This is a genomic window from Domibacillus sp. PGB-M46, from assembly GCF_022668875.1.
In the GTDB taxonomy this organism is placed as follows: domain Bacteria; phylum Bacillota; class Bacilli; order Bacillales; family Domibacillaceae; genus Domibacillus.
In genome coordinates this window covers 163,208-186,964 of sequence record NZ_JAKGCR010000006.1, presented here as the reverse complement: position 1 = coordinate 186,964, position 23,757 = coordinate 163,208, and the positions used below count along the sequence as shown (strand labels likewise).

General features: G+C 47.6%; 31 protein-coding genes and 2 pseudogenes. 5 read left to right on the top strand and 28 right to left on the bottom strand.

The annotated features are described in order from the left end of the window. Positions 1-7 precede the first annotated feature (7 nt). The 9 genes from L2D08_RS10370 to L2D08_RS10330 form a co-directional block, all read right to left on the bottom strand. On the bottom strand, positions 8-1,450 hold the full coding sequence (locus L2D08_RS10370) for a lmo1851 family serine protease (protein WP_242233693.1): 1,443 nt from the start codon (positions 1,448-1,450) through the stop codon (positions 8-10). 158 nt (positions 1,451-1,608) lie between these two features. Then, positions 1,609-2,385, bottom strand: a complete 777-nt coding sequence (locus tag L2D08_RS10365; RefSeq protein WP_242233692.1) for a M15 family metallopeptidase — start codon at positions 2,383-2,385, stop codon at positions 1,609-1,611. Beyond that, the gene (gene deoD / locus L2D08_RS10360) at positions 2,382-3,089 is read right to left on the bottom strand and encodes a purine-nucleoside phosphorylase (RefSeq protein ID WP_242233691.1); all 708 of its coding nucleotides are present in this window, start codon (positions 3,087-3,089) and stop codon (positions 2,382-2,384) included. Before deoD ends, L2D08_RS10365 begins: the two co-directional genes overlap by 4 nt. 214 nt (positions 3,090-3,303) lie before the next feature. Further along, the gene (locus tag L2D08_RS10355) at positions 3,304-4,065 is read right to left on the bottom strand and encodes a sporulation protein (RefSeq protein ID WP_242233690.1); all 762 of its coding nucleotides are present in this window, start codon (positions 4,063-4,065) and stop codon (positions 3,304-3,306) included. 58 nt (positions 4,066-4,123) lie between these two features. Beyond that, the gene (locus tag L2D08_RS10350; RefSeq protein WP_242233689.1) at positions 4,124-4,351 is read right to left on the bottom strand and encodes a YozE family protein; all 228 of its coding nucleotides are present in this window, start codon (positions 4,349-4,351) and stop codon (positions 4,124-4,126) included. 197 nt (positions 4,352-4,548) lie between these two features. Beyond that, entirely contained in the window at positions 4,549-4,974 is a 426-nt protein-coding gene (msrB, locus tag L2D08_RS10345; RefSeq protein ID WP_242233688.1) for a peptide-methionine (R)-S-oxide reductase MsrB, read from the bottom strand. Then, positions 4,971-5,495 (bottom strand): peptide-methionine (S)-S-oxide reductase MsrA, encoded by a 525-nt coding sequence (gene msrA / locus L2D08_RS10340; RefSeq protein ID WP_242233687.1) that lies wholly within the window; start codon positions 5,493-5,495, stop codon positions 4,971-4,973. Before msrA ends, msrB begins: the two co-directional genes overlap by 4 nt. An 11-nt stretch (positions 5,496-5,506) precedes the next feature. After that, the gene (locus tag L2D08_RS10335) at positions 5,507-6,085 is read right to left on the bottom strand and encodes a YpmS family protein (protein ID WP_242233686.1); all 579 of its coding nucleotides are present in this window, start codon (positions 6,083-6,085) and stop codon (positions 5,507-5,509) included. After that, on the bottom strand, positions 6,082-6,870 hold the full coding sequence (locus L2D08_RS10330) for a GDSL-type esterase/lipase family protein (protein WP_242233685.1): 789 nt from the start codon (positions 6,868-6,870) through the stop codon (positions 6,082-6,084). The genes L2D08_RS10335 and L2D08_RS10330 overlap by 4 nt, the downstream gene beginning before the upstream one ends. Before the next feature lie 118 nt (positions 6,871-6,988). Here L2D08_RS10330 and L2D08_RS10325 point away from each other — a divergent pair, with 118 nt between their 5' ends. The 3 genes from L2D08_RS10325 to L2D08_RS10315 all read left to right on the top strand — a co-directional run bounded on the left by L2D08_RS10325 (position 6,989) and on the right by L2D08_RS10315 (position 8,315). Then, a complete protein-coding gene (locus L2D08_RS10325) occupies positions 6,989-7,477 on the top strand; it encodes a PCYCGC domain-containing protein (RefSeq protein ID WP_242233684.1) in 489 nt (162 codons plus the stop codon). 57 nt (positions 7,478-7,534) lie between these two features. Beyond that, on the top strand, positions 7,535-7,795 hold the full coding sequence (locus L2D08_RS10320; RefSeq protein WP_242233683.1) for a hypothetical protein: 261 nt from the start codon (positions 7,535-7,537) through the stop codon (positions 7,793-7,795). Between the two features lie 151 nt (positions 7,796-7,946). Then, positions 7,947-8,315, top strand: coding sequence for a cyclic-phosphate processing receiver domain-containing protein (locus tag L2D08_RS10315; RefSeq protein ID WP_242233682.1), 369 nt, complete (start codon positions 7,947-7,949; stop codon positions 8,313-8,315). A gap of 16 nt (positions 8,316-8,331) precedes the next feature. On the opposite strand, the gene L2D08_RS10310 is transcribed toward L2D08_RS10315, so the two are convergent. The 11 genes and pseudogenes from L2D08_RS10310 to L2D08_RS10260 all read right to left on the bottom strand — a co-directional run bounded on the left by L2D08_RS10310 (position 8,332) and on the right by L2D08_RS10260 (position 16,814). Further along, positions 8,332-9,189 carry a DegV family protein gene (locus L2D08_RS10310; protein WP_242233681.1) on the bottom strand — a complete coding sequence of 286 codons (858 nt, stop codon included), beginning with the start codon at positions 9,187-9,189 and terminating at the stop codon, positions 8,332-8,334. 125 nt (positions 9,190-9,314) lie between these two features. Then, entirely contained in the window at positions 9,315-10,109 is a 795-nt protein-coding gene (locus L2D08_RS10305) for an ABC transporter ATP-binding protein (protein ID WP_242233680.1), read from the bottom strand. Next, entirely contained in the window at positions 10,102-11,019 is a 918-nt protein-coding gene (locus L2D08_RS10300) for an ABC transporter permease (RefSeq protein ID WP_242233679.1), read from the bottom strand. Before L2D08_RS10300 ends, L2D08_RS10305 begins: the two co-directional genes overlap by 8 nt. A gap of 55 nt (positions 11,020-11,074) precedes the next feature. Continuing rightward, on the bottom strand, positions 11,075-12,067 hold the full coding sequence (locus L2D08_RS10295; RefSeq protein WP_242233678.1) for an ABC transporter substrate-binding protein: 993 nt from the start codon (positions 12,065-12,067) through the stop codon (positions 11,075-11,077). Between the two features lie 145 nt (positions 12,068-12,212). After that, positions 12,213-12,701, bottom strand: a complete 489-nt coding sequence (locus tag L2D08_RS10290; protein ID WP_242233677.1) for a dihydrofolate reductase — start codon at positions 12,699-12,701, stop codon at positions 12,213-12,215. Between the two features lie 83 nt (positions 12,702-12,784). Continuing rightward, positions 12,785-12,994 (bottom strand): hypothetical protein, encoded by a 210-nt coding sequence (locus tag L2D08_RS10285; protein WP_242233676.1) that lies wholly within the window; start codon positions 12,992-12,994, stop codon positions 12,785-12,787. A gap of 107 nt (positions 12,995-13,101) precedes the next feature. Further along, positions 13,102-13,395: pseudogene (gene thyA, locus L2D08_RS10280) on the bottom strand (thymidylate synthase); the annotation flags it as partial. Positions 13,396-13,698: 303 nt separating this feature from the next. After that, positions 13,699-14,394 (bottom strand): annotated as a pseudogene (locus L2D08_RS10275) (thymidylate synthase); the annotation flags it as partial. 294 nt (positions 14,395-14,688) lie between these two features. Beyond that, positions 14,689-15,399: a phosphoadenylyl-sulfate reductase gene (locus tag L2D08_RS10270; RefSeq protein ID WP_242233675.1), complete on the bottom strand. Its 711-nt coding sequence runs from the start codon at positions 15,397-15,399 to the stop codon at positions 14,689-14,691. Between the two features lie 186 nt (positions 15,400-15,585). After that, on the bottom strand, positions 15,586-16,221 hold the full coding sequence (locus L2D08_RS10265; RefSeq protein WP_242233674.1) for a nitroreductase family protein: 636 nt from the start codon (positions 16,219-16,221) through the stop codon (positions 15,586-15,588). 146 nt (positions 16,222-16,367) lie between these two features. Next, a complete protein-coding gene (locus tag L2D08_RS10260) occupies positions 16,368-16,814 on the bottom strand; it encodes a transcriptional regulator, SarA/Rot family (RefSeq protein ID WP_242233673.1) in 447 nt (148 codons plus the stop codon). Positions 16,815-17,502: 688 nt separating this feature from the next. Between L2D08_RS10260 and L2D08_RS10255 the strand changes: the two genes are divergently transcribed. Continuing rightward, the gene (locus L2D08_RS10255) at positions 17,503-17,691 is read left to right on the top strand and encodes a hypothetical protein (RefSeq protein WP_242233672.1); all 189 of its coding nucleotides are present in this window, start codon (positions 17,503-17,505) and stop codon (positions 17,689-17,691) included. A gap of 70 nt (positions 17,692-17,761) precedes the next feature. Here L2D08_RS10255 and L2D08_RS10250 read toward each other — a convergent pair whose 3' ends face one another. The 6 genes from L2D08_RS10250 to L2D08_RS10225 form a co-directional block, all read right to left on the bottom strand. Next, the gene (locus L2D08_RS10250; protein ID WP_242233671.1) at positions 17,762-18,529 is read right to left on the bottom strand and encodes a class I SAM-dependent methyltransferase; all 768 of its coding nucleotides are present in this window, start codon (positions 18,527-18,529) and stop codon (positions 17,762-17,764) included. Continuing rightward, positions 18,526-18,957, bottom strand: coding sequence for a BrxA/BrxB family bacilliredoxin (locus L2D08_RS10245; protein ID WP_242233670.1), 432 nt, complete (start codon positions 18,955-18,957; stop codon positions 18,526-18,528). Before L2D08_RS10245 ends, L2D08_RS10250 begins: the two co-directional genes overlap by 4 nt. Before the next feature lie 12 nt (positions 18,958-18,969). Then, positions 18,970-20,094, bottom strand: a complete 1,125-nt coding sequence (locus L2D08_RS10240) for a conserved virulence factor C family protein (protein ID WP_242233669.1) — start codon at positions 20,092-20,094, stop codon at positions 18,970-18,972. Positions 20,095-20,148: 54 nt separating this feature from the next. Further along, a complete protein-coding gene (mntR, locus tag L2D08_RS10235) occupies positions 20,149-20,568 on the bottom strand; it encodes a transcriptional regulator MntR (RefSeq protein WP_242233668.1) in 420 nt (139 codons plus the stop codon). An 86-nt stretch (positions 20,569-20,654) separates the two neighbouring features. After that, positions 20,655-20,831 carry a zinc-finger domain-containing protein gene (locus tag L2D08_RS10230; RefSeq protein WP_242233667.1) on the bottom strand — a complete coding sequence of 59 codons (177 nt, stop codon included), beginning with the start codon at positions 20,829-20,831 and terminating at the stop codon, positions 20,655-20,657. 22 nt (positions 20,832-20,853) lie between these two features. Further along, complete coding sequence (locus L2D08_RS10225) at positions 20,854-21,510, bottom strand: reverse transcriptase-like protein (protein ID WP_242233666.1); 657 nt, start codon at positions 21,508-21,510, stop codon at positions 20,854-20,856. 52 nt (positions 21,511-21,562) lie between these two features. On the opposite strand from L2D08_RS10225, the gene L2D08_RS10220 reads away from it, so the two are divergent. After that, on the top strand, positions 21,563-21,949 hold the full coding sequence (locus tag L2D08_RS10220; RefSeq protein ID WP_242233665.1) for a ribonuclease HI family protein: 387 nt from the start codon (positions 21,563-21,565) through the stop codon (positions 21,947-21,949). A 69-nt stretch (positions 21,950-22,018) separates the two neighbouring features. Here L2D08_RS10220 and L2D08_RS10215 read toward each other — a convergent pair whose 3' ends face one another. Continuing rightward, on the bottom strand, positions 22,019-22,921 hold the full coding sequence (locus L2D08_RS10215) for a 5'-3' exonuclease (RefSeq protein ID WP_242233762.1): 903 nt from the start codon (positions 22,919-22,921) through the stop codon (positions 22,019-22,021). Between the two features lies 1 nt (position 22,922). Beyond that, positions 22,923-23,756, bottom strand: a complete 834-nt coding sequence (locus tag L2D08_RS10210) for a sulfurtransferase (RefSeq protein ID WP_242233664.1) — start codon at positions 23,754-23,756, stop codon at positions 22,923-22,925. Position 23,757: the final 1 nt, after the last annotated feature.

Below are 23,757 nucleotides of genomic sequence, written 5' to 3'. Positions count from 1 at the left end.
GTTTTTTTTATTTGATTTTTGCCTCGACGGACTGGATCGCCCGGTTTAGCTGTGTATCGTTTTGTTCCAGCTCTAGGCGAAGGTTCTCCATCAGTTTCGTCGTAGAGGCGCCGGTTAGGATACCCGTTTCCTCAAGCTTTGCCGCTTTTTGGAATTCTTTTACGGCGCTTTCCGTTGATTCATCGAAGTAGCCGTCCGCTTTGCCCGGATCGTAACCAAGGACAGACAGCATTTTTTCAGCTGTTTTCACTTCATCTGACATTGATTCAAGCTGCAGCTTCGATTCCGGATTAATATACGTCAAGTTTGCGTAATCAGGAAGCGCTACAGCCGCATCCGGCTTAATGCCTTTTTTGTGAATCCATGTTCCGTTCGGCGTCAGCCATTTGGCTGTGGTCAGCTTTAAGTTGGAATTATCGCTGAAGTCCTCGGCCGATTGAACGGTGCCTTTTCCGAAGGATTTTTCACCAATAAGCGGAATGCCGGCCGATTCATTCAGGGCTGCGGCCATAATTTCTGCCGCGCTGGCGCTGCCGCTGTCAATCAGCACAGCGGTCGGAAGCTCAATTTTCTCGCCGCCTTCCGCTTTATACGCATCGGTTTTGCCGGCCGATTCGATTTGTAAAATGTTTTTGCCTTCCGGTACAAAAAGGCTGGACATTTTGATAGCCTGGTCAAGCAGGCCGCCCGGGTTTTGACGAAGATCCAGCACAATGCCTTTCATGCCTTCTTTTTCCATATCGGCAAGGGCTGTTTCAAACTCCTCCGCTGTATGCTCGGAAAAGCTTGTGATTTGAATATGGGCGATACCGTTTTTCTGCATGTCGGCATACACCGTTTCAATCGGAATGTCATCGCGGACAATCGTCATTTTCTGCGCTTTTTCCGTTCCGGCTTTTCTCACTTCCAATGTTACTTTCGTTCCTTTTTCGCCGCGGATCAGAAGAACGGCCTCGGAAGCGCTCATGCCTTGAATGCTTTTTCCATCTACAGAAAGAATCATATCATTCGGCTTTAAACCCGCTTTTTCGGCAGGAGATCCTTTAATCGGCGATACGACGACAATGTAGCCGTCCTGCTCTTGCACTTCAGCTCCAATTCCCTGGAACGAGCTGGATACTTCTTCATGAAATTGAGAAGCTTCTTTTTCGTCCATATAATCTGAATATGGATCTTCAAGTGAATCAATCATCCCGTTGATTGCACCGTTGACGAGCGTGTCCTGATCCACATCTTCATAGTACGTGCTTTGAATTTTGTCGTATGCTTCATATAATTTGCTGAATTCTGCCCGGGCCGGCGCCCCAACTTCAACTGCTTTCTCGTCACCGAAAGCAAGCGTAAGTGTCGTGACCGCCGCCGTAATAAACACGAGCGCAAAAATCATTATTATAAACGGAAATCGTTTTATTTTGACATAATGGCCCTGTTCCGGCTTTTCTTCTTCCATTTTGTTCCCCGCTTTCATCATCTATGTACACTGATCTTCTCATTTTAGCAGTTTTCGTCTATTTTTGAAAACAAAAACCTGCTAAAAAGCCGGCAGATTACTCTGCCGGTTCCAGTCAGCCTGCTTTCTAGCACTGTTTATACTCAGAAATCACCAGATTACTCCGCTGGCTTCATCTGCTCGAAATACTCCTCGAGTGTCCAGCCGTTTTTGTAAATCACAGCCGCTGCTTCCTTGCCGATATAGCGAAAATGCCACGGTTCATATATATACTGGGTAATATCTTCCTTGCCTTTCGGGTAACGGAGAATAAACCCGTATTCATGGGCGTGATCTTTGAGCCAGCGGCCTTCTTCTGTCGCTTCAAACTCTTCATTGAGCTCAAACTGATTGCTTTCGGAGGAAATATCCATGGCAAGACCCGACTGATGCTCGCTCATGCCTGGCGGAGCGATCGATTTCAGGGCTTGTTCTTTGCTGCTTGCTGCCGCCCCGGCCGCTAAAATTTCTTCCTGGCGGCTGTAGGAGCGGTAGCCTGACACGGCAAACAAGTAAATCCCGTCTTCTTCCGCCCCTTTAAACATCGTTTCAAGCGCGGCGGCTGCTCCTTTTCTCATATAGCTTTTCTCAATGTCCTGGTTGCCGAATGAAAACTGCACATTCGGGCGAACCAAATCCGGCGGGCTGTAATCAGAAGGCAGCGCAAACTGTTTGTTCACAAGCACCATCATATTTTCCGGATTTTGAATTTCCTGCACACCGTCCACCTCTTTCAATTCATTGAAATACGATGCGTCAATGACAGGTCCCGTTTCTTCTTTTGCGGCTTCTTTTACAGGGGCTGCTTGTTCATTTTCTTTCACAGGTTCATCTTTTGCGGGCGTACACCCGGCAAGCATCAAAGCCGCTGCCAGGGTTAAAGCTGTTTTTTTCATTTGGATAGAACCGCCGCTTCAAGCGCCACTTCAATCATTTCATTGAACGTTGTCTGACGTTCTTCGGCCGTTGTTTCCTCACCTGTTATAATATGGTCGCTTACCGTCAGCACCGACAGGGCACGGCGTCCGAATTTTGCTGCCAGCGTGTAAAGAGCGGTTGTTTCCATTTCAATGGCTAAAATGCCGTACTGAGCCCATTTTTTATGGTCAGCGTTGTCGTTGTAAAACTGATCCGCTGTAAACACGCCGCCCACCTTCAGCTGGAGCCCTTTTTCCGTACCGGCATCAAAAGCCGCTTTCAGCAGGGACCAATCGGCCGCCGGCGCATAGTCGATGCCCGGGAACGTCACCCGGTTCATGCTGGAATCTGTTGAAGACGTCATTGCTAAAATGACATCACGCACCTTTACGTCCTGCTGAATCGCTCCGCAAGTACCGACCCGAATCAAGTTTTTGACGTCATAGCTTTGAATCAGCTCATTCACATAAATCGAAATCGACGGCACACCCATGCCGGTACCTTGAACAGATACCTTCTTTCCTTTATATGTACCGGTAAAGCCCAGCATGCCACGAACTTCGTTATAGCAGACCGGATTTTCCAAAAACGTCTCTGCAATATATTTTGCCCGCAGCGGGTCGCCCGGAAGCAGGACTGTTTCGGCGATATCGCCCTGTTTTGCACCAATGTGTACACTCATTTATAATTCCTCCATCAAATAAAATAAGCCAATTAACTCGGGACTTTCCCCGTTGGCTTTCCCATCGTACATATGTTAAAACGCACGAATCTGCCCAGACGAATGCCCGGGTTCTATCCCATTCTATCCCACCTTTGCGGGCAGTACAAGAATGACACCACAAAAGAACCGCCGGCATGTATCATGCCGGCGGCCAAAGTGAGTCCGCTGATTCTTAAGCAAAGCGGCGGATCGTTTCATCAAGCATTTTCCGCAATCCTGAAAGCTGCTGGCGGGAAATGCGCAGCCGGATATTTGTTTCATCGGTGCCCATTGCTTCAGACAGGAAGCCGCCCAGGCCGCGTGCCCGTCTATCCACCTGCAGCAGGATCTCCACTTCCTCTTTCGACTGCTGCAAAAACGAGACCTCCAGTTCGTCCAGTTTGCCGGCATACTCGCCTGTTACCGGCACAAATTCAAACTCCTGCACAAATGGATATTTCGTCAGGCGGGCATGCTCACATTCCACTTCGCGAAGACGGAATCCAAGCGCGCGGACGCCATCGAGCACTTCTTCTGCCATAACAGTAGGATGGACATCGATATAATCTTTATCGGCCGGGTCTACTGCCTGCTTAATGTCAAGGCCTGTGGCAACCCAAACCCGCGTTTTCCCCTGGGTAACCGGCGTTTCATATGGAAGTGTCAATTGAAGCGGAAACTCCCGTACTTCACCAGGATTAATGGTAAAGGGTTCATTTAATTTTTCCTTTACTACCGCTGCTTCCTCTACTACTTTGCGGTCATCTGTTTCCCGCACATAGGTCGTCATCACCGATACATAGATGGAATCCACCTGCTGGGCGACGTTTCCGCCTTTTACCTCTACAACGCCGCGCATTACATCGCCGGCTGTGTATTTGGTCCGTTCCAGCTTCGTATCCACCTTTGCGTTTCCAATTCCGATGCTTGCCAATGCTTTGTTAAACAATGCCATCCAGCTTCACTCCATTTCTTTGTCGTTGTCTTATTTACGACCCATTATCTAAAAAGTTTCACCGGTTTAATTCATCCTGCTCATATTTTTCCCATGCTTCATCAAATACGCTCATTGTCGGCAAATAATCCACATCCATTTCCAAATAACGGCTCAATACATCGTAAGAATCCGCCATCTTCGGAAAGGAATGATCCGCAAATGCTTCATTCGCAAACAGGGCCAGGTTATCGCGCGGCGGATCCTCCCGATACTTCATTAAATAATGATAAAATGACTTGTGCATTTTAGTTTCCCTCCAAAAAAAAGACCTTAAAAAAGGTCTTCAGGCTGCCCTCAAACGCCCGCTTTCAGCGTCACTTGCCGGCCGTGAATGCTCATGAACCGAAAAAGGTCACTCCGCTTCCGAGCCGGCGGCGTTCCTGGAAAGACAGGCGTTTTCACCCAGCCTGTCTTCTTATTTTGTCCACGCCCTTAAAAATTTTAGAAAAGGTTTTTGTATTCTCCATATCCTTCTGCTTCCAAATCCTCTTTGCGGATAAAGCGGAGCGCAGCCGAGTTAATGCAGTAGCGCAGGCCGCCGGCTTCCATCGGTCCGTCCGGGAATACGTGGCCAAGGTGCGAATCAGCTGTTTTACTGCGCACCTCTGTCCGAATCATGCCGTGCGACAAATCGCGTTTTTCCAGTACTTCTGCCGCTTCAATCGGTTTTGTAAAGCTTGGCCAGCCGCAGCCCGCATCATATTTATCTTTTGAAGAAAACAGCGGCTTCCCTGAAACGATGTCCACGTAAATGCCTTCTGCCGTTTCATTCCAGTATTCGTTATGAAAAGGCGGCTCCGTCCCGTTTTGCTGCGTGACGTTATATTGCATCGGCGTTAATGTTTCTTTTAAGTTTTCTTTGTTCATTGCATGTCCCTCCAGTGTGATTGAATAAAAGCAGCCCGGCCTGAACCCGTCTGGTACGCATTGTAGTGGGCAGGATTTTTCTTGTAGTAATCCTGGTGATACGCCTCTGCCGGGTAAAACGGCTCTGCCGGCAGGATTTCTACCACAATCGGCTTGTTGAACCGTCCGCTTGCATCAAGCTGCTGCTTTGATTCTTCCGCGAGCCGTTTTTGCTCTTCAGTGGTGTAAAAAATGGCCGGCATATAAGAGCGGCCCCGGTCATAAAATTGACCGCCGGCATCGGTCGGGTCGATCTGCATCCAAAATACCTCCAGCAGCTTTTCATATGAAAAAACATCCGGATTAAAAGTGATTTCAACCGCTTCAATATGACCGGTTGCACCGCTGCATACTTCTTCATACGTTGGATTTTCGGTGTGTCCTCCTGTATAGCCGCTTACAACCGATTCAATGCCCGGCTGTTCATGAAACGGCTTTACCATGCACCAGAAGCATCCTCCTGCAAAAATTGCTTTTTCCATCCTGCTGCCTCCTATTCTGCGGCTCCTTCCGGCAGAAGCACCGCAAATTGAATATCGTCTTTCGCTAAATTAAATGATTCGGCTTTTACCCGCATCCCATTATCGAGCCGCATTTCGGCCAGTGATACATAAATCCGCTCTTCATCAGGCACAACATGCACCCAGTCGGGAAACGCATAGGCGCTGTCAGCTGTTTTCAGTACGTATGAGGCCGGAATATCAAGCAGGCCGACGCGCAGTCCTTTTTGATGAAGGACGATATTGCCGTTTTCCATCGCTTCCGGCTCAAATGTCATATAGTAGTCAATGTCTGTCCCGAGCACCGGGAAAGAGCCATACAGCTCTACATCGTTGCCAATATACACATCGTAATCGATCGGCGCATCGCCGGCTTCCTGTGCTAAATAATAGTTTACGAGCTGATTGAGCTCCGCTTTTGTAGAGGTCACGTGAAAAGCCGTTTTCCCTTCTGCTTCCAGCATGGCTGGTTTTTCCGCACCAGACGGAAGAAAAATAAAAATCAAAATCATTCCCATAAAGGCAATAATACCGCCTAACAGTATAAAAAAGGCCACTTTCCATTTCGTCAATTTGATCCCTCATTTGGCATAACAATTTTTTGGCTGGTCAGTTCCTCAAGCGGATCTCCATTGATCGTATCAAAAATGCGGCCTGCCATTTGTTCATACCCCATATCATTCGGATGAAACTGATCTTCAAAAAACAGCCCGTCACTGCCTTCGCCAAAAACCGTTTCGACATTTACAAATACAGTTCGATCAAATGATGCGGCCACCTCCTCCGCCCGCCTGTTCCATGCCTGGACAATCGCTTCATCGTCGTCCGTATCCACAAAAACACGGCCAAACGGATTATAAATGCCGATCAGCACAATGCCCGCTTCCTCGTTAATGGCTCTTATATCCTGCAGTACAGTGCGGATGCGCTCTCCATAGCCTTCTTCTTCTTTTTGGAATGTATCCACTGTTAAATCCGACCAGTTTTCTTTTACTACTTTTACGACATCATTGCCGCCAATCGTAACCATAACGATATCGGCCTGTTGAATGTCTGCTTCAATTTCTTCTTTTTTCAGCCGTTTAATCAGCTGGTCTGTACGGCTGCCCCGCTTTCCGTAATTTACAAACGATGCGTCGTTTATCTCATCAAGCGATTCCAGCTGATCTTCCAGGTATGGAACATAGCCGCCGGAGTTTGTACTATCTCCGACTCCTTCTGTCAGGGAATCCCCAATTGACACAATCTTTATATCTTGCGGGACACGTGTTTCTACTGTTTCCTGTGCGTTGCTCCCACACCCGGCCAGCAGCACTGTTAATATGATGCCCGCTGCTCCCCACTTCAACGCCGTCACCTCTTCTTTTTCAAAATCGTATCATGTTCCAAGCACGGTTGAAAGTGATTGGGTTTCAATGTATGATTATATCAGTTTTTCCGGTATTCTTCTAATTTGAAAGGAGCCCCAGAACACGTTGAAAAAGAAACTATCAATCATCATTTTAACGATGTCTATTCCTTTTGCAGCCGCATGCGGGCATGACGACAACGCTGAGTCACATACCTCTCATATACATACAGCCGCAAATGGCGACCTGCAGGAAGCAACAGCTTCAGCCGATACACTGCCGGCTTTTTTAGATAATAAAGACGAAAACATACGGGCTGTTTATGCCGCCGCTGCCAAACATGCGGCTGTGCTCGGTCAAATCCCCTGCTACTGTGGATGCGGAGAATCTGCCGGCCATCAAAGCAGCTTGAATTGTTTTATTGCAGAACAAAACCATCATGAAATCACCTGGGATGACCACGGCACCCGCTGCGGGGTGTGCCTGGACATTGCCGCCACAGCTGCCGTGATGACAGAAGAAGGCAAATCACCGCAAGAAATCCGTACTTATATTGATCATACGTACAGCGAAGGCTATGCAGAACCAACTCCTACTCCGCTGCCAGGTGCTTAAACAAAGCGCCTCAAGTGTAGACAAAACCTTTCGCTTTTAAAAAAGAGCCGATAAGGGTTGTGGAAGATCAACAAGCAAGGACCGAATAGACATTTTCTCTTTTTTAAACAAAAAAATACGGCCTTATTAGCTTTATACAATCTTGTCGCAAGCCACTTGGCGGCGGGAGGGCAGCGCAGACTCCTATGGGACTGGCGGGCAGCTGAAACCGGGTTCAGCGCCTGCCCCATGGAAAGCGGAGCTGCCTGGACGCCGCCGATCCACCCCATTCATGTGCACATTCATCAATATGATTTGTCTACAGTCTGGGGCGTTTAAATAAAGCGCCTCAGGCTGCCCGCAAACGCCCGCTTTCTAACTTTTTCTATACTCTAGAGCGCTTAAATAAAGCGTCTGGTTTTTCTTTTTCTCGTTTAAACGCCCAAAACGTGGTATAATTTGGTTACGTCAAACGCGAGGGCTGATAATAATGAGTATCAATGTTTTCCTTGATGACTACCGCACTTGTCCTCCCGGCCACACACTTGTCGAAACAATCGACGAATGCTTTGATTTATTAAAAAATCATGCCATCGGCCATTTGTCGCTGGATCATGATTTAGTCAGTAAAAGCAGGAATGGATTCGTTCTCGTCCAGCTGATGGTTGAGCACCAGCTGTTTGCGGAGCGGATTACCATTCATTCAGCCAATTCAACAGGCGGAAAAGCCATGTACCGCTTCTTAAAGGAAGCCCAGTCCAATTACCAAATGCCGCGGTCTATTCAAGTGACACTTCGTCCTTTGCCGCTTCATCCTTCTATAGATGCATATCAAAAAAACAGGAACGGCTTGTGGTAAGCCCGTTCCTGTTTTTTTATCCGTCTTTTTTAGCCTGATACATAATGCCGACGGCGCCCGGTCCGGCATGAGCAGAAATAATGGGGGCTGTGATGCCAATCTCCACATGCTGAAAACCGGTGAGCCGTTCCACTTCTTCTTTCAGCTTTTCTGAAAAAGCGGCACTGTTCCGGCCGGCATGCATAATGGAAAAACGCACAAGTTTTTTCCCTTCCAGTTCTTCACCCAGCTGCTCTGCAAAAAAACGCAGCGCTTTTGTATGGGATCTTACTTTCGTAACAGGAGACAATGCCCCGATATCCAGGTCTGCAATCGGCTTAATATTTAAAAGAGAGCCGATAAAGCCTTTTGCCCGGCCAATCCGGCCGCCTTTAACCAAATTTTCAAGCGTATCGACCATAATATACAGCTTTGTTTCGGCCCTTATTTCATCAAGTCGTGCGATAATTTCTTCGACGCTGCGGCCGGCAGACGCCATCCGGGCCGCTTCTAGCACCTGATAAGAAAGCGCTTTTGAGATGTAGCGCGAATCAACGACCGTTACATCCGATGAGGACATTTCAGCAGCCTGTCGTGCCGCCTGATACGTTCCGCTCATTTCCCCGGTCATATGAATAGAAATGATCTGGCTGCCGTCTGCACCGAGGTTATTATATACATCCAAAAACCGGCCGACCGGCGGCTGTGAGGTTTTCGGAAGTTCCGCGGCCGCGGCCATTTTACCCAAAAACGCTTCCGCTGAAATATCCACTGTATCCAAATACGTTTTTCCGTCAATCAGGACGGTCAGCGGCACCATCGTAATGCCGAGCTTCCCGAGTTCATCGCTCGTCATATCCAGTGCCGAGTCTGTTACAATTTTAATACTGCCCAATTTAAATCCCTTCTTTCCTGCCATTCAACGTGGTGCTGTCTTCATTTTACTTTTCTTTATCCATTCTTCCCATCTTTTTAACGCTTTTCACAAAAAAGAAGAAGACGCATCGTCTTCTTCCCATTTTACGACAGAAGCGAGCGGTCGCTTAAGCCTCCGCCGCCTTTTATTTTTTGGAATTCTGCCAGCAGCTTTTCCACGGTCAGCCTTCTTTTTTCCGCTTCGTTGGCCGTAAAAATGATTTGCCCTTTGTCCATCATGATCAGCCGGTTGCCAAGATCAAGCGCCTGCTGCATGTTATGGGTGACCATCAGTGTAGTCAAACCGAGCTTGTCTACGATTTCTTTCGTTAAATTCGTAATCAGCTCCGCCCGTGACGGATCAAGCGCTGCCGTATGCTCGTCCAAAAGCAAAATTTTCGGATCCGTGAATGTCGCCATCAAAAGAGAAAGCGCCTGCCGCTCTCCGCCTGAAAGAAGACCGACTTTTGCCTGCAGCCGGTTTTCCAGGCCCAGATGCAGCATTTCAAGCTTTTCCCGGTAAAAATCACGCCGTTTTTTTGTTACACCGAATGCGAGCGTCCGTGTTTTCGTCCGGTTGTAGGCAAGAGCCAGGTTTTCTTCGATGGTCATGGCCGGGGCTGTACCCGCCATGGGATCCTGGAACACGCGGCCAATTTTGGATGCCCGCTTATGCTCGGCAAGCGACGTCATGTTCGTCCCGTCAATCGTAACCGTCCCCATATCCGGGGTAAGCTTGCCGGAAATCACGTTCATCAGCGTCGATTTCCCTGCCCCATTCGAGCCGATCACGGTTACAAAATCACCCGGCTTCATCGACAGGTTTACCCGGTTCAAGGCGATTTTTTCATCAGGCGTTCCTTCATAAAACACTTTAAAAATTTGATTCATTTCAAGCATGGCTGCTGCCTCCTAACTGCTGAAGCCGTTTTTTCTTTCGTGCAGCCGCTTTTTGCCGGTCGAGCATTTTTGGCAGAACAAGCGCGATAATGACAATAACGGCTGTAATCAGCTTCATATCACCTGTATCTAAAAATTCAATCCGGAGCGCCAGCGTCACAATCATCCGGTATAAAATCGCTCCGACCACAACAGCTAAAGTCGCCCGGGCAATAGAAGAATGCCCGATGACCGCTTCACCTATAATGACGGAAGCAAGACCAATGACAATCATCCCAATCCCCATGCCAACGTCGTTAAATCCGTTGTACTGAGCAACGAGAGCGCCTGAGAATGCCACAAGCGCATTGGAAAGGCCCAGACCGAGCACTTTCATCCAGCCTGTATTGGCCGAAAAGCTCCGCACCATTCCTTCGTTGTCTCCGACAGCGCGCAGACTCAATCCTACTTCTGTTTTCAAGAATAGATCTGTGACAAATTTAATGATCAGCGTTAACACAAGCATAAACAACAGAACGCTCCACTCAGAGGCAAACCAGGTATTTATTTTGGTCATCACTGTTTCTTCCGCTAACAGCGGCACATTCGGCTTGCCCATAATCCGCAGATTAATAGAATACAAGGCAATCATCATCAAAATGCCGGATAAAAGCGGGTTAATGCCGCCTTTTGTATGCAAAATTCCGGTTGCACATCCAGCCAGAAAACCGGCAAACAGCGCGGCAATTGTCGCTGTAAATGGATCGCTGCCATTTACGATCATAATCGAGGCAACGGCTCCGCCTGTTACAAAGCTTCCGTCTACCGTTAAATCTGGAAAATCAAGCACCCGGAATGACAGGTAAACACCAAGTGCCATAATTGCATAAATGACGCCCGATTCCATGGCGCCAAACATGGCTGTCATCATAAAAAATCCCCCTATATACAAGAAAAAGCGCCCGGTGAAGGCGCGCCTTTTCCACTCATTTTACAATCTCTGCATCCTGTTTCCACTCTTCTTTAATCTCGATATTCATTTCAGCTGCTGCTTTTTCATTGATTACAAGCTTTAAATCCTGCGGCGGCAAAACAGGAAGATCACCTGCTTTTGCTTCACCTTTTAAAATTTGTGCAGCCATTTTGCCGGCTTCTTTTCCGATTTCTTCATAATCGAATCCATATGCCGCAAAGCCGCCCCGTACAACTGAATCTTTTTCTCCGACAAACAGCGGAATATCTTTATCGTTCGCTACTTGAATAACAGATTCAAGCGCAGAAACAACCGTGTTGTCTGTAAAGATATAAAACGCATCCACTTTGCCGACTAAGCTTTCTGCTGCCTGCTTTACTTCAGAAGAAGCCGAAACGGTTACCGGTACCATTTTCAATCCATTTTCTTTTAAAATGGATTCCACCTGCTCTGCCTGCGCAACAGAGTTTTGCTCGCCCGCGTTGTAAATGACGCCGACATTTTTGCCTTCCACCGCTTCTGTCATAAATTTCACCGTATTAGCAATGGCATCCGGATGAAGGTCAACTGTGCCTGTGATATTGCCGCCCGGTGCTTCCGCGTCCTTCACAAGGCCTGCTGCTACTGGATCGGTCACCGATGTAAAAATGATCGGAATATCTTTTGTTGCATTCAGTGCCGCTGTAGCGCTCGGTGTTGAGTTAGCGAAAATCAAGTCGACTCCATCGGCTACAAAGTTCTGCGCAATCGTCTGGTTGTTGTTTTGGTCGCCCTGCGCGATTTGTTCGTCAAACTCAGCCGTTACGCCTTCTTCTTCCAAGCCTTCCTGAAACCCTTTGTACGCATTATCGAGTGATGGGTGTTCCACAATCTGTGTCACACCAATCTTATATGTATCTCCTTCTGATGACCCGCCGGATTCGGTTTTGGCTTCTTCCTCGCCGCCGCATGCTGCCAGCATCATGGCCGCCGCACCTGTTGTCATCATCCATTTCCATTTACTCATCCGTAAACTGCCCCCTCTTTTTTGCGTAACCGCTTTTATGTATGAAATTACTGTTTATTATCTTCGAATAATAACAGAAAAGCAAGAATTTTTTTAATTTACTGTACAACAAATGACCTATAAACCAAAAAAACGACAAGGCTGCTTACCTTGTCGTTCGATCGTACACACAAAAAAAGTAGTCGTACGGATTTTCTTCGTTTTTTTCGCCTTTTGTGCGGGAGGTTTCTTTAAATTCATCCCATGGAATAAAGTCGATAACCGTGTCTCCTTCAAATTCCGCCTCGATTTTCGTGACATACAGTCGGTCTGCTTCCGGCAAAAACTGCTTGAACACATTCGCACCGCCAATCACAAAAATATCCTCATTTTTCGCTCTTTGGAGCACCTCTTCTTTTGAGTGAACAACGGTCACACCGTCCTGATGAAAGTCACGTTCTGTCGTTAAAATTATGTTTTCCCGCTTTGGCAGCGGCTTGCTTCCAAAGGACGCAAATGTTTTTCTCCCCATAACAATCGGGTACCCAAGCGTCGTTCTTTTAAAAAAGCGCAAATCCTCCGGCAGGCGCCACGGCAGGTCGTTATCGCGGCCAATCACGCCGCCTTTCGCCTCTGCCCAAATAAATGAAATCATGGCTCTCTTCCTTTCTTTCGTTCCTCGTTCACATCGTACCATATTTCCATCCCTCACATGCAAAAAGCACCCGCCCGGATGCGTTAATCAATCATTTTAGCTGTTTGCCCATCCGACTGAATTTCCAGCGTTTTATTGCACGCTACTTCAATGTCACCGCCTGTTACAGTCATCTTCACCCCTGTTCCGTCATCATATTCAACAGTAGAAACAGTTTGATCCGGTGCGAATTCCTCTACTGATTTTTTAATGACCTTGCGTCCTTCTCCTAAAGTGTGCAGTTTTTGGTTCATAAAAAGCCTCTCCAGATAAAGTTTGATCAGATTTCTTTTCCTCACCCGGACGCTATTCGCTTTAAACAAAGAAGAGCACAAACAAAAAACCAGCCAAAGGCTGGTTTTTAAACTGCAACAGGAGCTTTAATGGCTGGATGGGGATCATAGCCCGTCAGCTTAAGATCATCAAGCTCAATATCAAACAATGATTTTCCTTTTGTTACTTCGAGTGTTGGCAGTGCCTTTGGCTCGCGTGAGAGCTGCATCTCTACCTGCTCGATATGATTCGTGTAAATGTGCGCGTCGCCGATTGTATGGACAAATTCGCCCGCCTCTAAGCCGCATTCATTCGCAATTAAATGCGTCAGCAGCGAATAGCCGGCAATGTTAAATGGAATTCCTAAAAAAACATCTCCTGACAAAATCTTCAGCTAAGGTCGCTACCCTTAACCCGTTCTCCACGAAGAACTGCTGCATATCACTATGCAGATGAGACTATATCACGGTCTATGTAAGACCCTCTGCGTTTCGAACCCCTATCGCTTGGATTCTACTCCCCTGCGGGATAGTCGTTTGGCATTTATTTATTCCTTACAAAAAACATTTATTATTAAGAAGGAAGGAATAAAATTTAGCACAGGATTGTCTTGATTTTCTCAAGAGGTTCCCTGTTTAGCAGAGTTTTTCATTACAGATTTCTCTGTAAAGGCGCCCAAAAATTAACGCTGGTAAAGCTGGCAGGAAAGTTTTCCATCCGCTACGTAAAATTGAAACATCGTATGGCATGGCGGCAGCGCCATCGACGGCACATCTTCTGGATTCCAGGCGGATACAATCAAGCGTCTGGAGTCCGGTGTTTTTTTGATCATCTCGATCACATCGCCGATTTGGTCAATGGTTTCGCCCTGTGAGGTTTTCCATGCGCGCCATTGGCGTCCATATACGTCACCAAGTTCGCCAAACTTTTCCGCAAAGTCCGCGTCTTCAAGTACACGCTGCTTAAAGAGCGCCATCTGCTCATCATACTGCGCCGCAAATGCTTCATCAGCCAAAGCACGCCGGCCGAAGTCCGTCATATCCGGCCCTTCGTATTCCGCGCTTTCCACCCAGCGTTTAAATGCCCATTCATTCCAAATATTATTGTTGTGCTGAAGCAAATAACGGATATTGGTGTCCCCTTTTAAAAACCAAAGCATTTCGGAGGCTACCAGTTTAAAAGACACCCGCTTCGTCGTTAATAGAGGAAAGCCTTCCGCTAAATTAAACCGCATCTGCCGGCCAAATACAGAAATCGTTCCCGTACCGGTCCGGTCTTCTTTTCTGTTGCCGTTCGCTAAAATATCCCGGCTCAAGTCAAGGTATTGTTGTTCACTGCTGCTCACCTGTTTCCTCCTACTGATCCTTAGCGGACCGTTCATTTCTCTGTACCCTCCGCATCATACCAAGAGAACTTTTTCGATTCAAGCCCTGACCCGGCCTTTTGATGCAACGCAAAAAGAATTGTGCCCTTATGCCGTCATCTGCCTCCTTCACCGATTGCCTGCACAGATCGGGCAGGTTCTAGAAATCGATCATTTCCCTTTATCACACTGGAAACAGCCAGGCTTAGTGATCGGGGTCATATAAGCCAAAAAGCGATCTTCCCTGTACTGGAAGATCGCTTTTTTACTTTAGTGAAAGTACCATTTTTCTTTCGAATCACTTTTTGAGAATTATACTTTATGGAGGCCGCATTCTGTTTTCTCAAGGGAAGCCCACCGGCCTGCACGTGCATTTTGCCCTGCCTCAACCGCAATGGTGCAATATTCGCAGCCAATACTCGGGTAGCCTTTGTCGTGAAGAGTATTGTACGGAAGTCCAAATGCCTTGACATAATTCCAGACATCTTCTTCTGTCCAATGAATCAACGGGCAAATTTTAATTGATTCAAATTTGTTGTCAAAGTTGATAAATTCAACATGGCGCCGTGTTTCAGATTGTTCTCTTCTTAAGCCGGATATCCAGGCTTTTGGCCCCGTCAATACTTTCTTTAAAGGCTCTACTTTGCGAATACTGCAGCAAAGATCGGGCTGGCTTTTCCAGAGCTCCTCCCCGTACTGGGCAGCCTGCTCTTCTGGCGTTAATTCCGGTTTTTGCATTTCAATACGAAGCGTCGGATACTTTTTCTTTACTTTTTCAATTAATTCATACGTTTCTTGAAAGTGAAAGTCTGTATCAAGAAACACAATCTTCGCGTTTGGATTTACTTTTGAGATAAGGTCGATTAAGACAATGCCTTCTATGCCAAAGCTGCACGCATACACAATCTCTTCTCCATATTCTTCAAAAGCCCACTTTAATACATCGCGGCTGCCTTTTAAAGAATTGTCTATTGGAAAATCGAGCTGTACGCCATCCCAGTTTTCATATGTTAAAGCTGCCATTTTTCTTGATCCTCCAATCTTAAGTTTACATATAATCGCTTATTCATCGCAGCAAACTGTAACGTTTTTTATTACATTTAAAGCAGGTAAAACCATTATTCTGGTCTCACCTGTTCAATCATCTTTTCTAAGGAACCATGAAGAATGACTTCTGATGGTCATTCTTCATGAAGCATTTTGTACAGTTTACTTCCATTGCGCCACCCGGTCGATTGGAAGACGGACAGATGTGTGCCCTGTATCTGCAGCTTTCCCTATAGAGATCAGCATAACCGGCACGTAACGTTCCTTGTCTAAACCAAATGCTTCGGCAATTTGGTCTTTTTCATAACCGCCGATTGGATTTGTATCATAGCCATATGCGCGGGCAGCAAGCATGAGCTGCATGGATACAAGGCCGCCGTCCACTAGTACGACATCTTCCATCTCTGCACGGGAAATGGTTTCAAAGTAACCGGCAAATGACTTGTGAATGCCTTCTTTCACTTCCAGCGGCATATGCCCTTCTTCTACTGCTTTTCCATAAATTTCTTCAAACTTTTCAAAGTTGTTGATATCACCAAATACGGCAATTACCGCAGCAGAAGTTTCCACCTGGTTTTGATTAAAGCGTGCCAGAGGAGCAAGCTTTGCTTTTGCTTCGGGACTCTCGATCACAAGAAATCTCCATGGCTGCATATTAACGGAAGAAGGTGCGGTAGTCGCGAGTGTTAGAATCTCTTCCATTTCCTGCTTGCTGATTTTCACCGCTGGATCGTAATTCTTAATGGAACGGCGTCCTTTTACAATTTCATTAAAGTCGTTTGTTTTCTGTGTAGTCATAGCTGTAAAACTCCTTCTATTAAATCGTTATGTTTTCGAAATTACATTTTGTACGTGAGTGTTTTTACATCCAGGTCTAATTTGCTGACAGCAGCAGCTGCCCGTTCATTGCGGCCTGTTTCTGCTGCCTTTGTTGTGTATCTCGCTTATTTTATATTCCTTGTTTCTTTTTGCAGGTTTCCTAAAATTTGTTGCATTTGCGCCAGTAAATCCACATACTGCTCTCCTGTAATACCGTAATGAGGAGAACACATTTGCGATACACAGACCGCTTCTTTCCTCATTTGATTTGCTTTCTCTGTTACCTCAATCCATACCTTCCGTTCATCATCCATTGACCTTACCCGCTTGACTAAGTCCATCGCTTCCATTCGCTTTAGCATGGGCGTTAGTGTACCGCTGTCAAGATGAAGCAATTCTCCAATTTCCTTTACTGTGAGCCGGTTATGCTCCCAAAGTACGAGTAACGTTAAATACTGGGGGTACGTGATGTTAAATTGCTCAAGGACAGGACGGTATAACCGAGTGATTTCACGGGAACAAGCATAGATCGCAAAACAAAGCTGATTCTCAAGCTTTAAGTTCTCATTCACAGTTCCATCATTCCTTCACCTATATAAATTGTCCAAAATTATATTTTTCAAAATTAAGTTGTGTACAATTGAATATTACACAATTCAGTTAAGGGTGTCAACAATCTTATACTGCTCCTCCCTGTTCTCGTTCAAAATCATCATTCCCAGGAAAATACCTTTAAGCTGTCTTGAATTTCTACAGCCCGTTTTTTTAGTATGCCTATTCCCATCCTGTTCTTTGCTCTTTTTTCTCAAAGAGAAGATTGGCCCGGCACAGTCATCTCCGCCGGCGAAGTAGTCTGCTTGTCCAGGACGAACAGCGAACGGCTTTTGAAGATGGACATCCAGCAATCTTTTCTTCATTAAAGAAAAAAAACCATGCCTCGATACCAGGCATGGTTTTATTCGTTTCAAAACAATATTTAATTAAAAAAGGCCGATAAAGTTCACTTATCGGCCTCAGTGTGCAGGCAAAGTCTTTCGCTTTTAAAAAAGAGCCGACCAGTGAAGCCCGCCGGACTTCGCGCATCCTAAGGCAGTGCGGGAGCTCCCTCGGCTGCACCCGCGGGGTCTCCCGACTCACTGTACTTCCCGCTGGAGTCTTCGTCCGTCAGGCTTCACCAAGTGGTGTTGAAGACCAGTAAGCAAGGACTGAGTAGATATTTTCTCTTTTATAAACAAAAGACCTTACTAGCCCTATACAATCTTGTCGCAAGCCACTTGGCGGCGGGAGGGCAGCGCAGACTCCTATGGGACGAGCGGGCAGCTGAGACCGGTGGAGCCGACAGGCGAAGCCGGGCTCAGCGCCTGCCCCATGGAAAGCGGAGCTGCCTGGACGCTGCCGATCCATCCCATTCATGTGCACGGTCATCCATATCATTTGTCTACAGCCTGAGGCCGATAAAGTTTATTTATCAGTCTCAGGCATCTTTTCTTGATTTATTTTTTAAATGATACGGCGAATTCTATTTTTCAATCGTGCCGAAATGAAACTTTGATGTTTTACGGATATGCTGGGTAAAACCGAATGCTGCAAAACGCTGGGAACGGAAGTGGTCTTTCAGCACCACACGATGCCTGGCAATCCGCTTTGCTTCCCCGACAGCCTCCTTGGTTAAATCACGGTAAGCGGCAAATGACCGAAGCGGAGCAATTCCGCTTGAATCGACCGCGGTTTCGAACATCGGATCAAAATAAACCACATCAAATGATTCATCGGGCACTTCTTTTAAATACGTATGATAATCAGCCGGCTGAACCTGGATTCTTTTCATGGCCGCAAGCAGCGGCTCCGGCCCGTCCGTCCAGGAGCCAAGCCCTTCCCCGACAATATGAGCAATAAACGGATTTGCTTCTATCGATTGCACGCGCCCCGCTTCTCCTACAGCCGCAGAAGCGGTAATACTGTCGGCCGCCGGTCCCATTGTGCAGTCTAAAAACGACATGCCGCTCTCCAAACCGCACACGTTTACCAGTTCATCTTCTCCGCCCGCGAGCAGCCGCTTGACGCGAAACATAGCAGACCCGGGATGGAAAAAGAAAGGCGTCCCACTGCCATCATGCAGTTCAAGCCGCTCCTTCGATACCAATAGAACCGGACATTCATAAAAAGCAGCCAGCTTGTTCACCGGCTGCTTTTTCCGTTCTATAAAGGGCACTCCAAACTGCTCGGCAAGCGCCGCTGCCCTCGCTCTTACACGGGCATCAGCCCGCTGGGATGTGGTGACAATCACTGGCAGTGCTGATCAAAAGCCGTTGTTAAGTTCGAGATAATGGCACCAAGATCGTGGCCTTCGATTTGCTCACGCGGCACAAAATGTACCACTTTATTTCCTTTTAAAAGCGCCATCGATGGAGAAGACGGTTCAAATTCCGGCATCCACGCACGCATCGCAGCGGTTGCTTCACGGTCCTGTCCGGCAAACACCGTCACAAGGCGGTCCGGTGCATGCTCATTCATAGATGCCTGCACCGCTGCCGGGCGGGCAAGGCCTGCCGCACAGCCGCACACGGAATTAATCACAACAAGTGTTGTGCCTTCTGCGGATTCCATAAAATGGTTCACTTCTTCTTCTGTTGTCAGTTCTGTAAACCCGGCGTTTGTTAGTTCCGCACGCATCGGGATTACCATTTGTTTCATGTATTCTTCATAAGCATTCATCTTTATTCCTCCTTATTGGTTACGGGCTTCCGTCATTTGCTTCCACACCGAGCCTTTTGCTTCTTCTCCGCCTTCGATTCGTTCAATGGCCATCATAACCTGCATTTTCACTTCGAATTCCGGATCATCCGCTGCCTCGCGCAAGGCCGGGAGTGCCGATTCGTCTCCCGCTTCATATAAAAACATCGCTGCGCGCCAGCGGACGATTTTGCTTTTGTCTTTTAAAGCCCCAATCATGGCATCTGCGGCTTCCGGAAAACCAAGATCACTCATACAGTCGCCGGCTGTGCGGCGCACCGTAACGGCCGGATCTTCAAGCGCTTTACGCAGTACAGGTAAAATACGCTTGTCTTCAATCATTCCCGCATACACAACAGCCAAACGCCGGATGGCTGCTTTTTCGTCCTGAAGCGCTGCTTCTAGCAGCGGCATATCCGCAAGATCCGGATCTGGCATTTGCTCCAGCTGCTGGTATCGTTTGCGCCAGTCCGGCTCCTTGAGCCAAGCTTCTTTATCCGGCTTTACGCCGTGCTCTTTATGCTGCACAAGCGGGCCTCCTGCCTGTGCCGCTTCCACAAGGCGCTCCACCCGTTCTTTCGGATAAGCGGCCATCACTTCTTCCAGCAGTTCAGGGGCGATCGCATCGAGCTCTCCGTAACGAATACCGAACTCCTGCCACTTACGCTCTAAAATGTAATTGTCACCGCCGCTTTCGGTCAGCTGCCGGAACGCGTCCTGGCAGTAGTCCGGGAGCGCCAGCCGTTTTTCTTCGTCTGCTGATACAAGCTTTAACTGCAGGGGAATGCCTTTGTACACTTGAATAAAGGTTTCCACTTCGCCAAAATGTTCAAGCGGTTTTATTTCTCTTTCTTCTGTGCGGCTTTCGCCAAATGCGGCGCGGACGTTCGGCAAAATATCCTGCCAGTCGTAACGGCCGTTTCGCTCAAGCGCGATAAAGTCTGCCACATGGTAGACACCCCGGACGCCTTCAATTTTCAAGATTGCTTGAATGACTTCAGGCGCCCCTTCTGCCGTCTCCGGCTTGTAATTCGTACTTTTACCCGCCGCAAGCTCTTCGTCCAAAATCACTTTCATCGTATTCGGGCTTGGTGTCGGCTCGATTTTTAAAATCTTCATGCTGGACTCCTCCTCCTTGTTTGGAAAAAAATCCGCTCTACATAAGAGACGGATTCATTCCTTGTTTCGGTCATTGACTTTTTTCAGCGCTTCGATGCGCGCCGGGTCTTCTTCAAAGTATTCGATCAAGTCCGCGATCCGGTTGATGGAATCGGAACTTAAGTGGTGTTCAATACCTTCCACATCTTCGTAAATATGTGCTTCATCCACTCCGATCACCGACAGAAACCGTTCAAGCAAATCGTGCCGCTCCACTAAACGCCGGCCGATTTTTTGCCCTTTTGCTGTTAATATAAGGCCCCGGTACCGCTCGTACACAAGGTATTCATCTTTATCAAGCTTCTGCACCATTTTCGTTACGCTCGACGGATGAACCGACAGGGCACCGGCGATGTCCGAAACACGTGCATACCCTTTTGTATCAATCAGCAAATAAATCTGTTCTATGTAATCCTCCATACTCGGTGTCGGCATAAGGACGTTCCCCCTGACATTGTCATCAATAAAAGTGTACTATAACTATTCTTTTCAAACAAGGAAAAAGCCGGGCATAGGCCGGCTTAAGAAAGCTTATCTCCGTACTGTTTTAATTTTTCTCCGATTGTGCATTGGGTAATACAAAATTTATGAGCAGCGGTTTTGCCTCTTTCTTTACGCAGTGTATTTTTTACGAGGCAGTCTTTGCAGTACGTATTCAGCAACTCTTCTACTTCGAGTAAAAGTTCTGTTCGGTTCAACACGTGGCACCTGCCTTTCCCATTAACTCCCGATCTCTGCGTGACTTGAGATGGGTGTGCCTTCGAGTGCTTGCCTCGCAAGCTGGTCAGCTTCTTTATTGTGCCTTCTATCCACTGGTTTGTAAAGCGGCTTGAGTCGCATGGATGCAATTTTTTCTTCGATCCGCGCTAGAAACCGGGCATGGCTTTCTTCAAAGCACGGCCAGTCCCCGCCAAGCTGGTTCAGCACGGTGAGCGAGTCACCTGTGATGGTCACCGGCTGGCTGTTTACCCCGAGTTCCTCAAGCTTCTGCATCGCAAAGTAAAGAGCCGCATATTCTGCTTCATTGTTTGAATCAAGCCCTTCAAGCCGGGCATTTTCACGCAGCCGGTAGCGGCGGCCGCCTTTTGTATAGTAAATCGCCGTACCCACTCCCGTACTGGCTGATTCGACGTCAAAGCCGCCGTCAAACAGCACCGTAATATTTTCCGGCTCTTCGTCCAGTTTTTCATTCAGCTTTTTAAATTCCTTCAATGTCCATTCCTGGCCAAGCTCATCTATGATCTCTATTTCCTTCACGCGGCCGGTTTTCAGCAGGTCATCGGCGGTTTTCTGCACAAGGTGCCGGTCAACCGGCTCAGACGTAAACGTCGTTTTCACACCTTTAAAATCATACATAAAGCGGATTGTCATTTGCATTTCGCTGCCTCCATTCTTTAAAATAAAAAAGAAAAGATCGGGGGGAATCAATATGTTTGAAGTGTATACAGATGGAGCCTCAACCGGCGATCCCGGCCGGGCAGGCGCAGGTGTCGTGATTCGCTGGGATGGCAAAACAGAACGATTTTCCATTCCGCTTGGTGAAATGGATACGCATGCAGCCGAGTTTACCGCTGTCATTAAAGCACTTGAGCTGTGTAAGGAGCGGGGCGCCCAGACCATCTCACTCCGGAGCGATTCTCAAACGGTTGTGGCGGCTATTGAAAAAGAATATATTCATAAGCCGGATTATAAACCGCTATTGCAGACCATTTTAACGATGGCGGATGAATTTCCGTTATTTTTTGTTAAATGGATTCCATCGAAACAAAATAAAGCAGACCAGGAAGCCAAAAACGCCATTCGGGCAAACCCTTGAACGGTGTTTTGAAGACTTTCTCCTGATCAGTTTCTTCAAAAAAAGAAATGATTATGTACACGTCCTGCCTCAATCAAAGCCAAACGGATCTACTTCTATATAGCCTGTATGGCGGGCGAGGCGGGACAGTCCCTTCATTCCATTTTCCTCAATAAAGCGGGCGGCCTCTTCTGTTGTACCTGTAAAAGCGGCCTGCTCCCACGTCCACTCAAGCGGTACATCGCAATGGATTTCTGCCAGTTTTTCCGACATGCGCAGCATGTCTTCCCCTTCACGCAGTTTTTTTTGAAGTGCAGGGGTCATACCGTCAAGCCCTGCTAATACACCTTCTGTCGTTCCATGCTCGCGAATGAGCTTCAGTGCCGTTTTTTCTCCAATTCCTTTTACACCGGGATAGCCGTCGGCTGCATCTCCCATCAGTGCTTTTACATAATGAAACTGCTCCGGATCAATCCCATATTCCTCACGAAACAGCGCCGCGTCATATGCCTTCCAATTTCCATAGCCCGTCTGCAGCAGCCACACGTGATTACGGCCATTTAACAGCTGCAAAAGATCCCGGTCCCCGGTTAAAATGTAGGTTTCCTCTTCTTTTGTCCATTTGGAAATGGTGCCGATGCAGTCATCTGCTTCATAGTTTCTTACCCCGGCATTGTGAAGAGAAAACGCGGCCGTTGCCTGCTGCGCTAAATCGAACTGCGGCGTAAGCTCTGCCGGCGGAGCCGGTCGGTGTGCTTTATACGAGTCGAACATATCGGTACGGAATGTGTCCTTTCCCATATCCCAGCAGACGGTAATATGGGTCGGGCGAATGCGGTCCGCCGCTGCAAACAAATGACGGATCAGCCCCTGTACAGCGTTTGTTGGGATTCCTTTTTCATTAAACATAAAACGGCCGCTCGGCGCCGTTTGAAAAAAAGAACGGAATAGAAGAGCCATTCCGTCCACAAGCAATAATTTCCTGGTTGTCATCTTATCGATCATGCCTTTCCGTTTCAATCGGGCGCGATTCGTCACTTGACCATTCGCTGTAGCTGCCCGGATAAAGCTTTACATTGGTAAAGCCCGCCTGCTGCAGGGCTAAAATGTTGGGTGTTGCAGATACGCCTGAACCGCAGTATACAATAATCGGCTCATCCGGCCCTATTCCGGCAAACCGTACCTGTTGCGCTTCGGCAGGCTTCCACTTGCCATTTTCCGTCGCTTCGGCAAAAAAACGGTTGATCGCACCCGGAATATGGCCCGGTACCCGGTCAAGCGGCTCGGCTTCTCCTAAATAGCGTTCAGGCGCCCTCGAGTCAATTAAAAGCGCTCCTCCTTCTGCGACTTCTTCGGCAGATGCGACCATACCCGGCTGAAGCTGAACCGTTAACTGCCCGGTTTGGCGCTTCGGCTTTGGCCGTTCTTTTGTTACCGGCAGCCCTTCGCTTGTCCAGGCGGAAAAGCCGCCGTCTAAAATGCAGGCATGTTTATGGCCGGCATAAGTCAAAAGCCACCAGAGACGGCCGGCAAACATCGATACGCCATCATCATAAGCGACCACAAACGTGTCATCCGACACACCGCAGCTTTCCATAAACGCCGCAAAAACCGTCATATCCGGCAGCGGATGGCGTCCGCCTCCCTGCCCTTTTTCACCGGATAAATGATGATCTAAATGCGCATAATAAGCGCCTGGAATATGGCTCTCTTCATATAAAGCAGCTCCTTTTGCCGGATCGGCTAAATCAAACCGGCAGTCAATCACTACGACTTGATCCCCGTTTTGATTCTGCTTTTCTCTTAGCCACTCCGTTGTGACGATCATC

Bases quoted from the DNA above. Each gene is read 5' to 3' on its own strand.
- L2D08_RS10265 (WP_242233674.1), bottom strand. From the start codon at position 16,221: ATGACTACACAGAAAACAAACGACTTTAATGAAATTGTAAAAGGACGC.
- mntR (WP_242233668.1), bottom strand. From the start codon at position 20,568: ATGCCGACACCGAGTATGGAGGATTACATAGAACAGATTTATTTGCTG.
- msrB (WP_242233688.1), bottom strand. From the start codon at position 4,974: ATGAACAAAGAAAACTTAAAAGAAACATTAACGCCGATGCAATATAAC.
- L2D08_RS10270 (WP_242233675.1), bottom strand. From the start codon at position 15,399: ATGGCAGCTTTAACATATGAAAACTGGGATGGCGTACAGCTCGATTTT.
- L2D08_RS10355 (WP_242233690.1), bottom strand. From the start codon at position 4,065: ATGGCATTGTTTAACAAAGCATTGGCAAGCATCGGAATTGGAAACGCA.
- L2D08_RS10285 (WP_242233676.1), bottom strand. From the start codon at position 12,994: ATGAACCAAAAACTGCACACTTTAGGAGAAGGACGCAAGGTCATTAAA.
- L2D08_RS10295 (WP_242233678.1), bottom strand. From the start codon at position 12,067: ATGAGTAAATGGAAATGGATGATGACAACAGGTGCGGCGGCCATGATG.
- L2D08_RS10240 (WP_242233669.1), bottom strand. From the start codon at position 20,094: ATGAAGATTTTAAAAATCGAGCCGACACCAAGCCCGAATACGATGAAA.
- L2D08_RS10245 (WP_242233670.1), bottom strand. From the start codon at position 18,957: ATGAATGCTTATGAAGAATACATGAAACAAATGGTAATCCCGATGCGT.
- L2D08_RS10290 (WP_242233677.1), bottom strand. From the start codon at position 12,701: ATGATTTCATTTATTTGGGCAGAGGCGAAAGGCGGCGTGATTGGCCGC.
- msrA (WP_242233687.1), bottom strand. From the start codon at position 5,495: ATGGAAAAAGCAATTTTTGCAGGAGGATGCTTCTGGTGCATGGTAAAG.
- deoD (WP_242233691.1), bottom strand. From the start codon at position 3,089: ATGAGTGTACACATTGGTGCAAAACAGGGCGATATCGCCGAAACAGTC.
- L2D08_RS10370 (WP_242233693.1), bottom strand. From the start codon at position 1,450: ATGGAAGAAGAAAAGCCGGAACAGGGCCATTATGTCAAAATAAAACGA.
- L2D08_RS10300 (WP_242233679.1), bottom strand. From the start codon at position 11,019: ATGATGACAGCCATGTTTGGCGCCATGGAATCGGGCGTCATTTATGCA.
- L2D08_RS10305 (WP_242233680.1), bottom strand. From the start codon at position 10,109: ATGCTTGAAATGAATCAAATTTTTAAAGTGTTTTATGAAGGAACGCCT.
- L2D08_RS10350 (WP_242233689.1), bottom strand. From the start codon at position 4,351: ATGCACAAGTCATTTTATCATTATTTAATGAAGTATCGGGAGGATCCG.
- L2D08_RS10315 (WP_242233682.1), top strand. From the start codon at position 7,947: ATGAGTATCAATGTTTTCCTTGATGACTACCGCACTTGTCCTCCCGGC.
- L2D08_RS10225 (WP_242233666.1), bottom strand. From the start codon at position 21,510: ATGCAAATGACAATCCGCTTTATGTATGATTTTAAAGGTGTGAAAACG.
- L2D08_RS10220 (WP_242233665.1), top strand. From the start codon at position 21,563: ATGTTTGAAGTGTATACAGATGGAGCCTCAACCGGCGATCCCGGCCGG.
- L2D08_RS10210 (WP_242233664.1), bottom strand. From the start codon at position 23,756: ATGATCGTCACAACGGAGTGGCTAAGAGAAAAGCAGAATCAAAACGGG.
- L2D08_RS10215 (WP_242233762.1), bottom strand. From the start codon at position 22,921: ATGACAACCAGGAAATTATTGCTTGTGGACGGAATGGCTCTTCTATTC.
- L2D08_RS10365 (WP_242233692.1), bottom strand. From the start codon at position 2,385: ATGAAAAAAACAGCTTTAACCCTGGCAGCGGCTTTGATGCTTGCCGGG.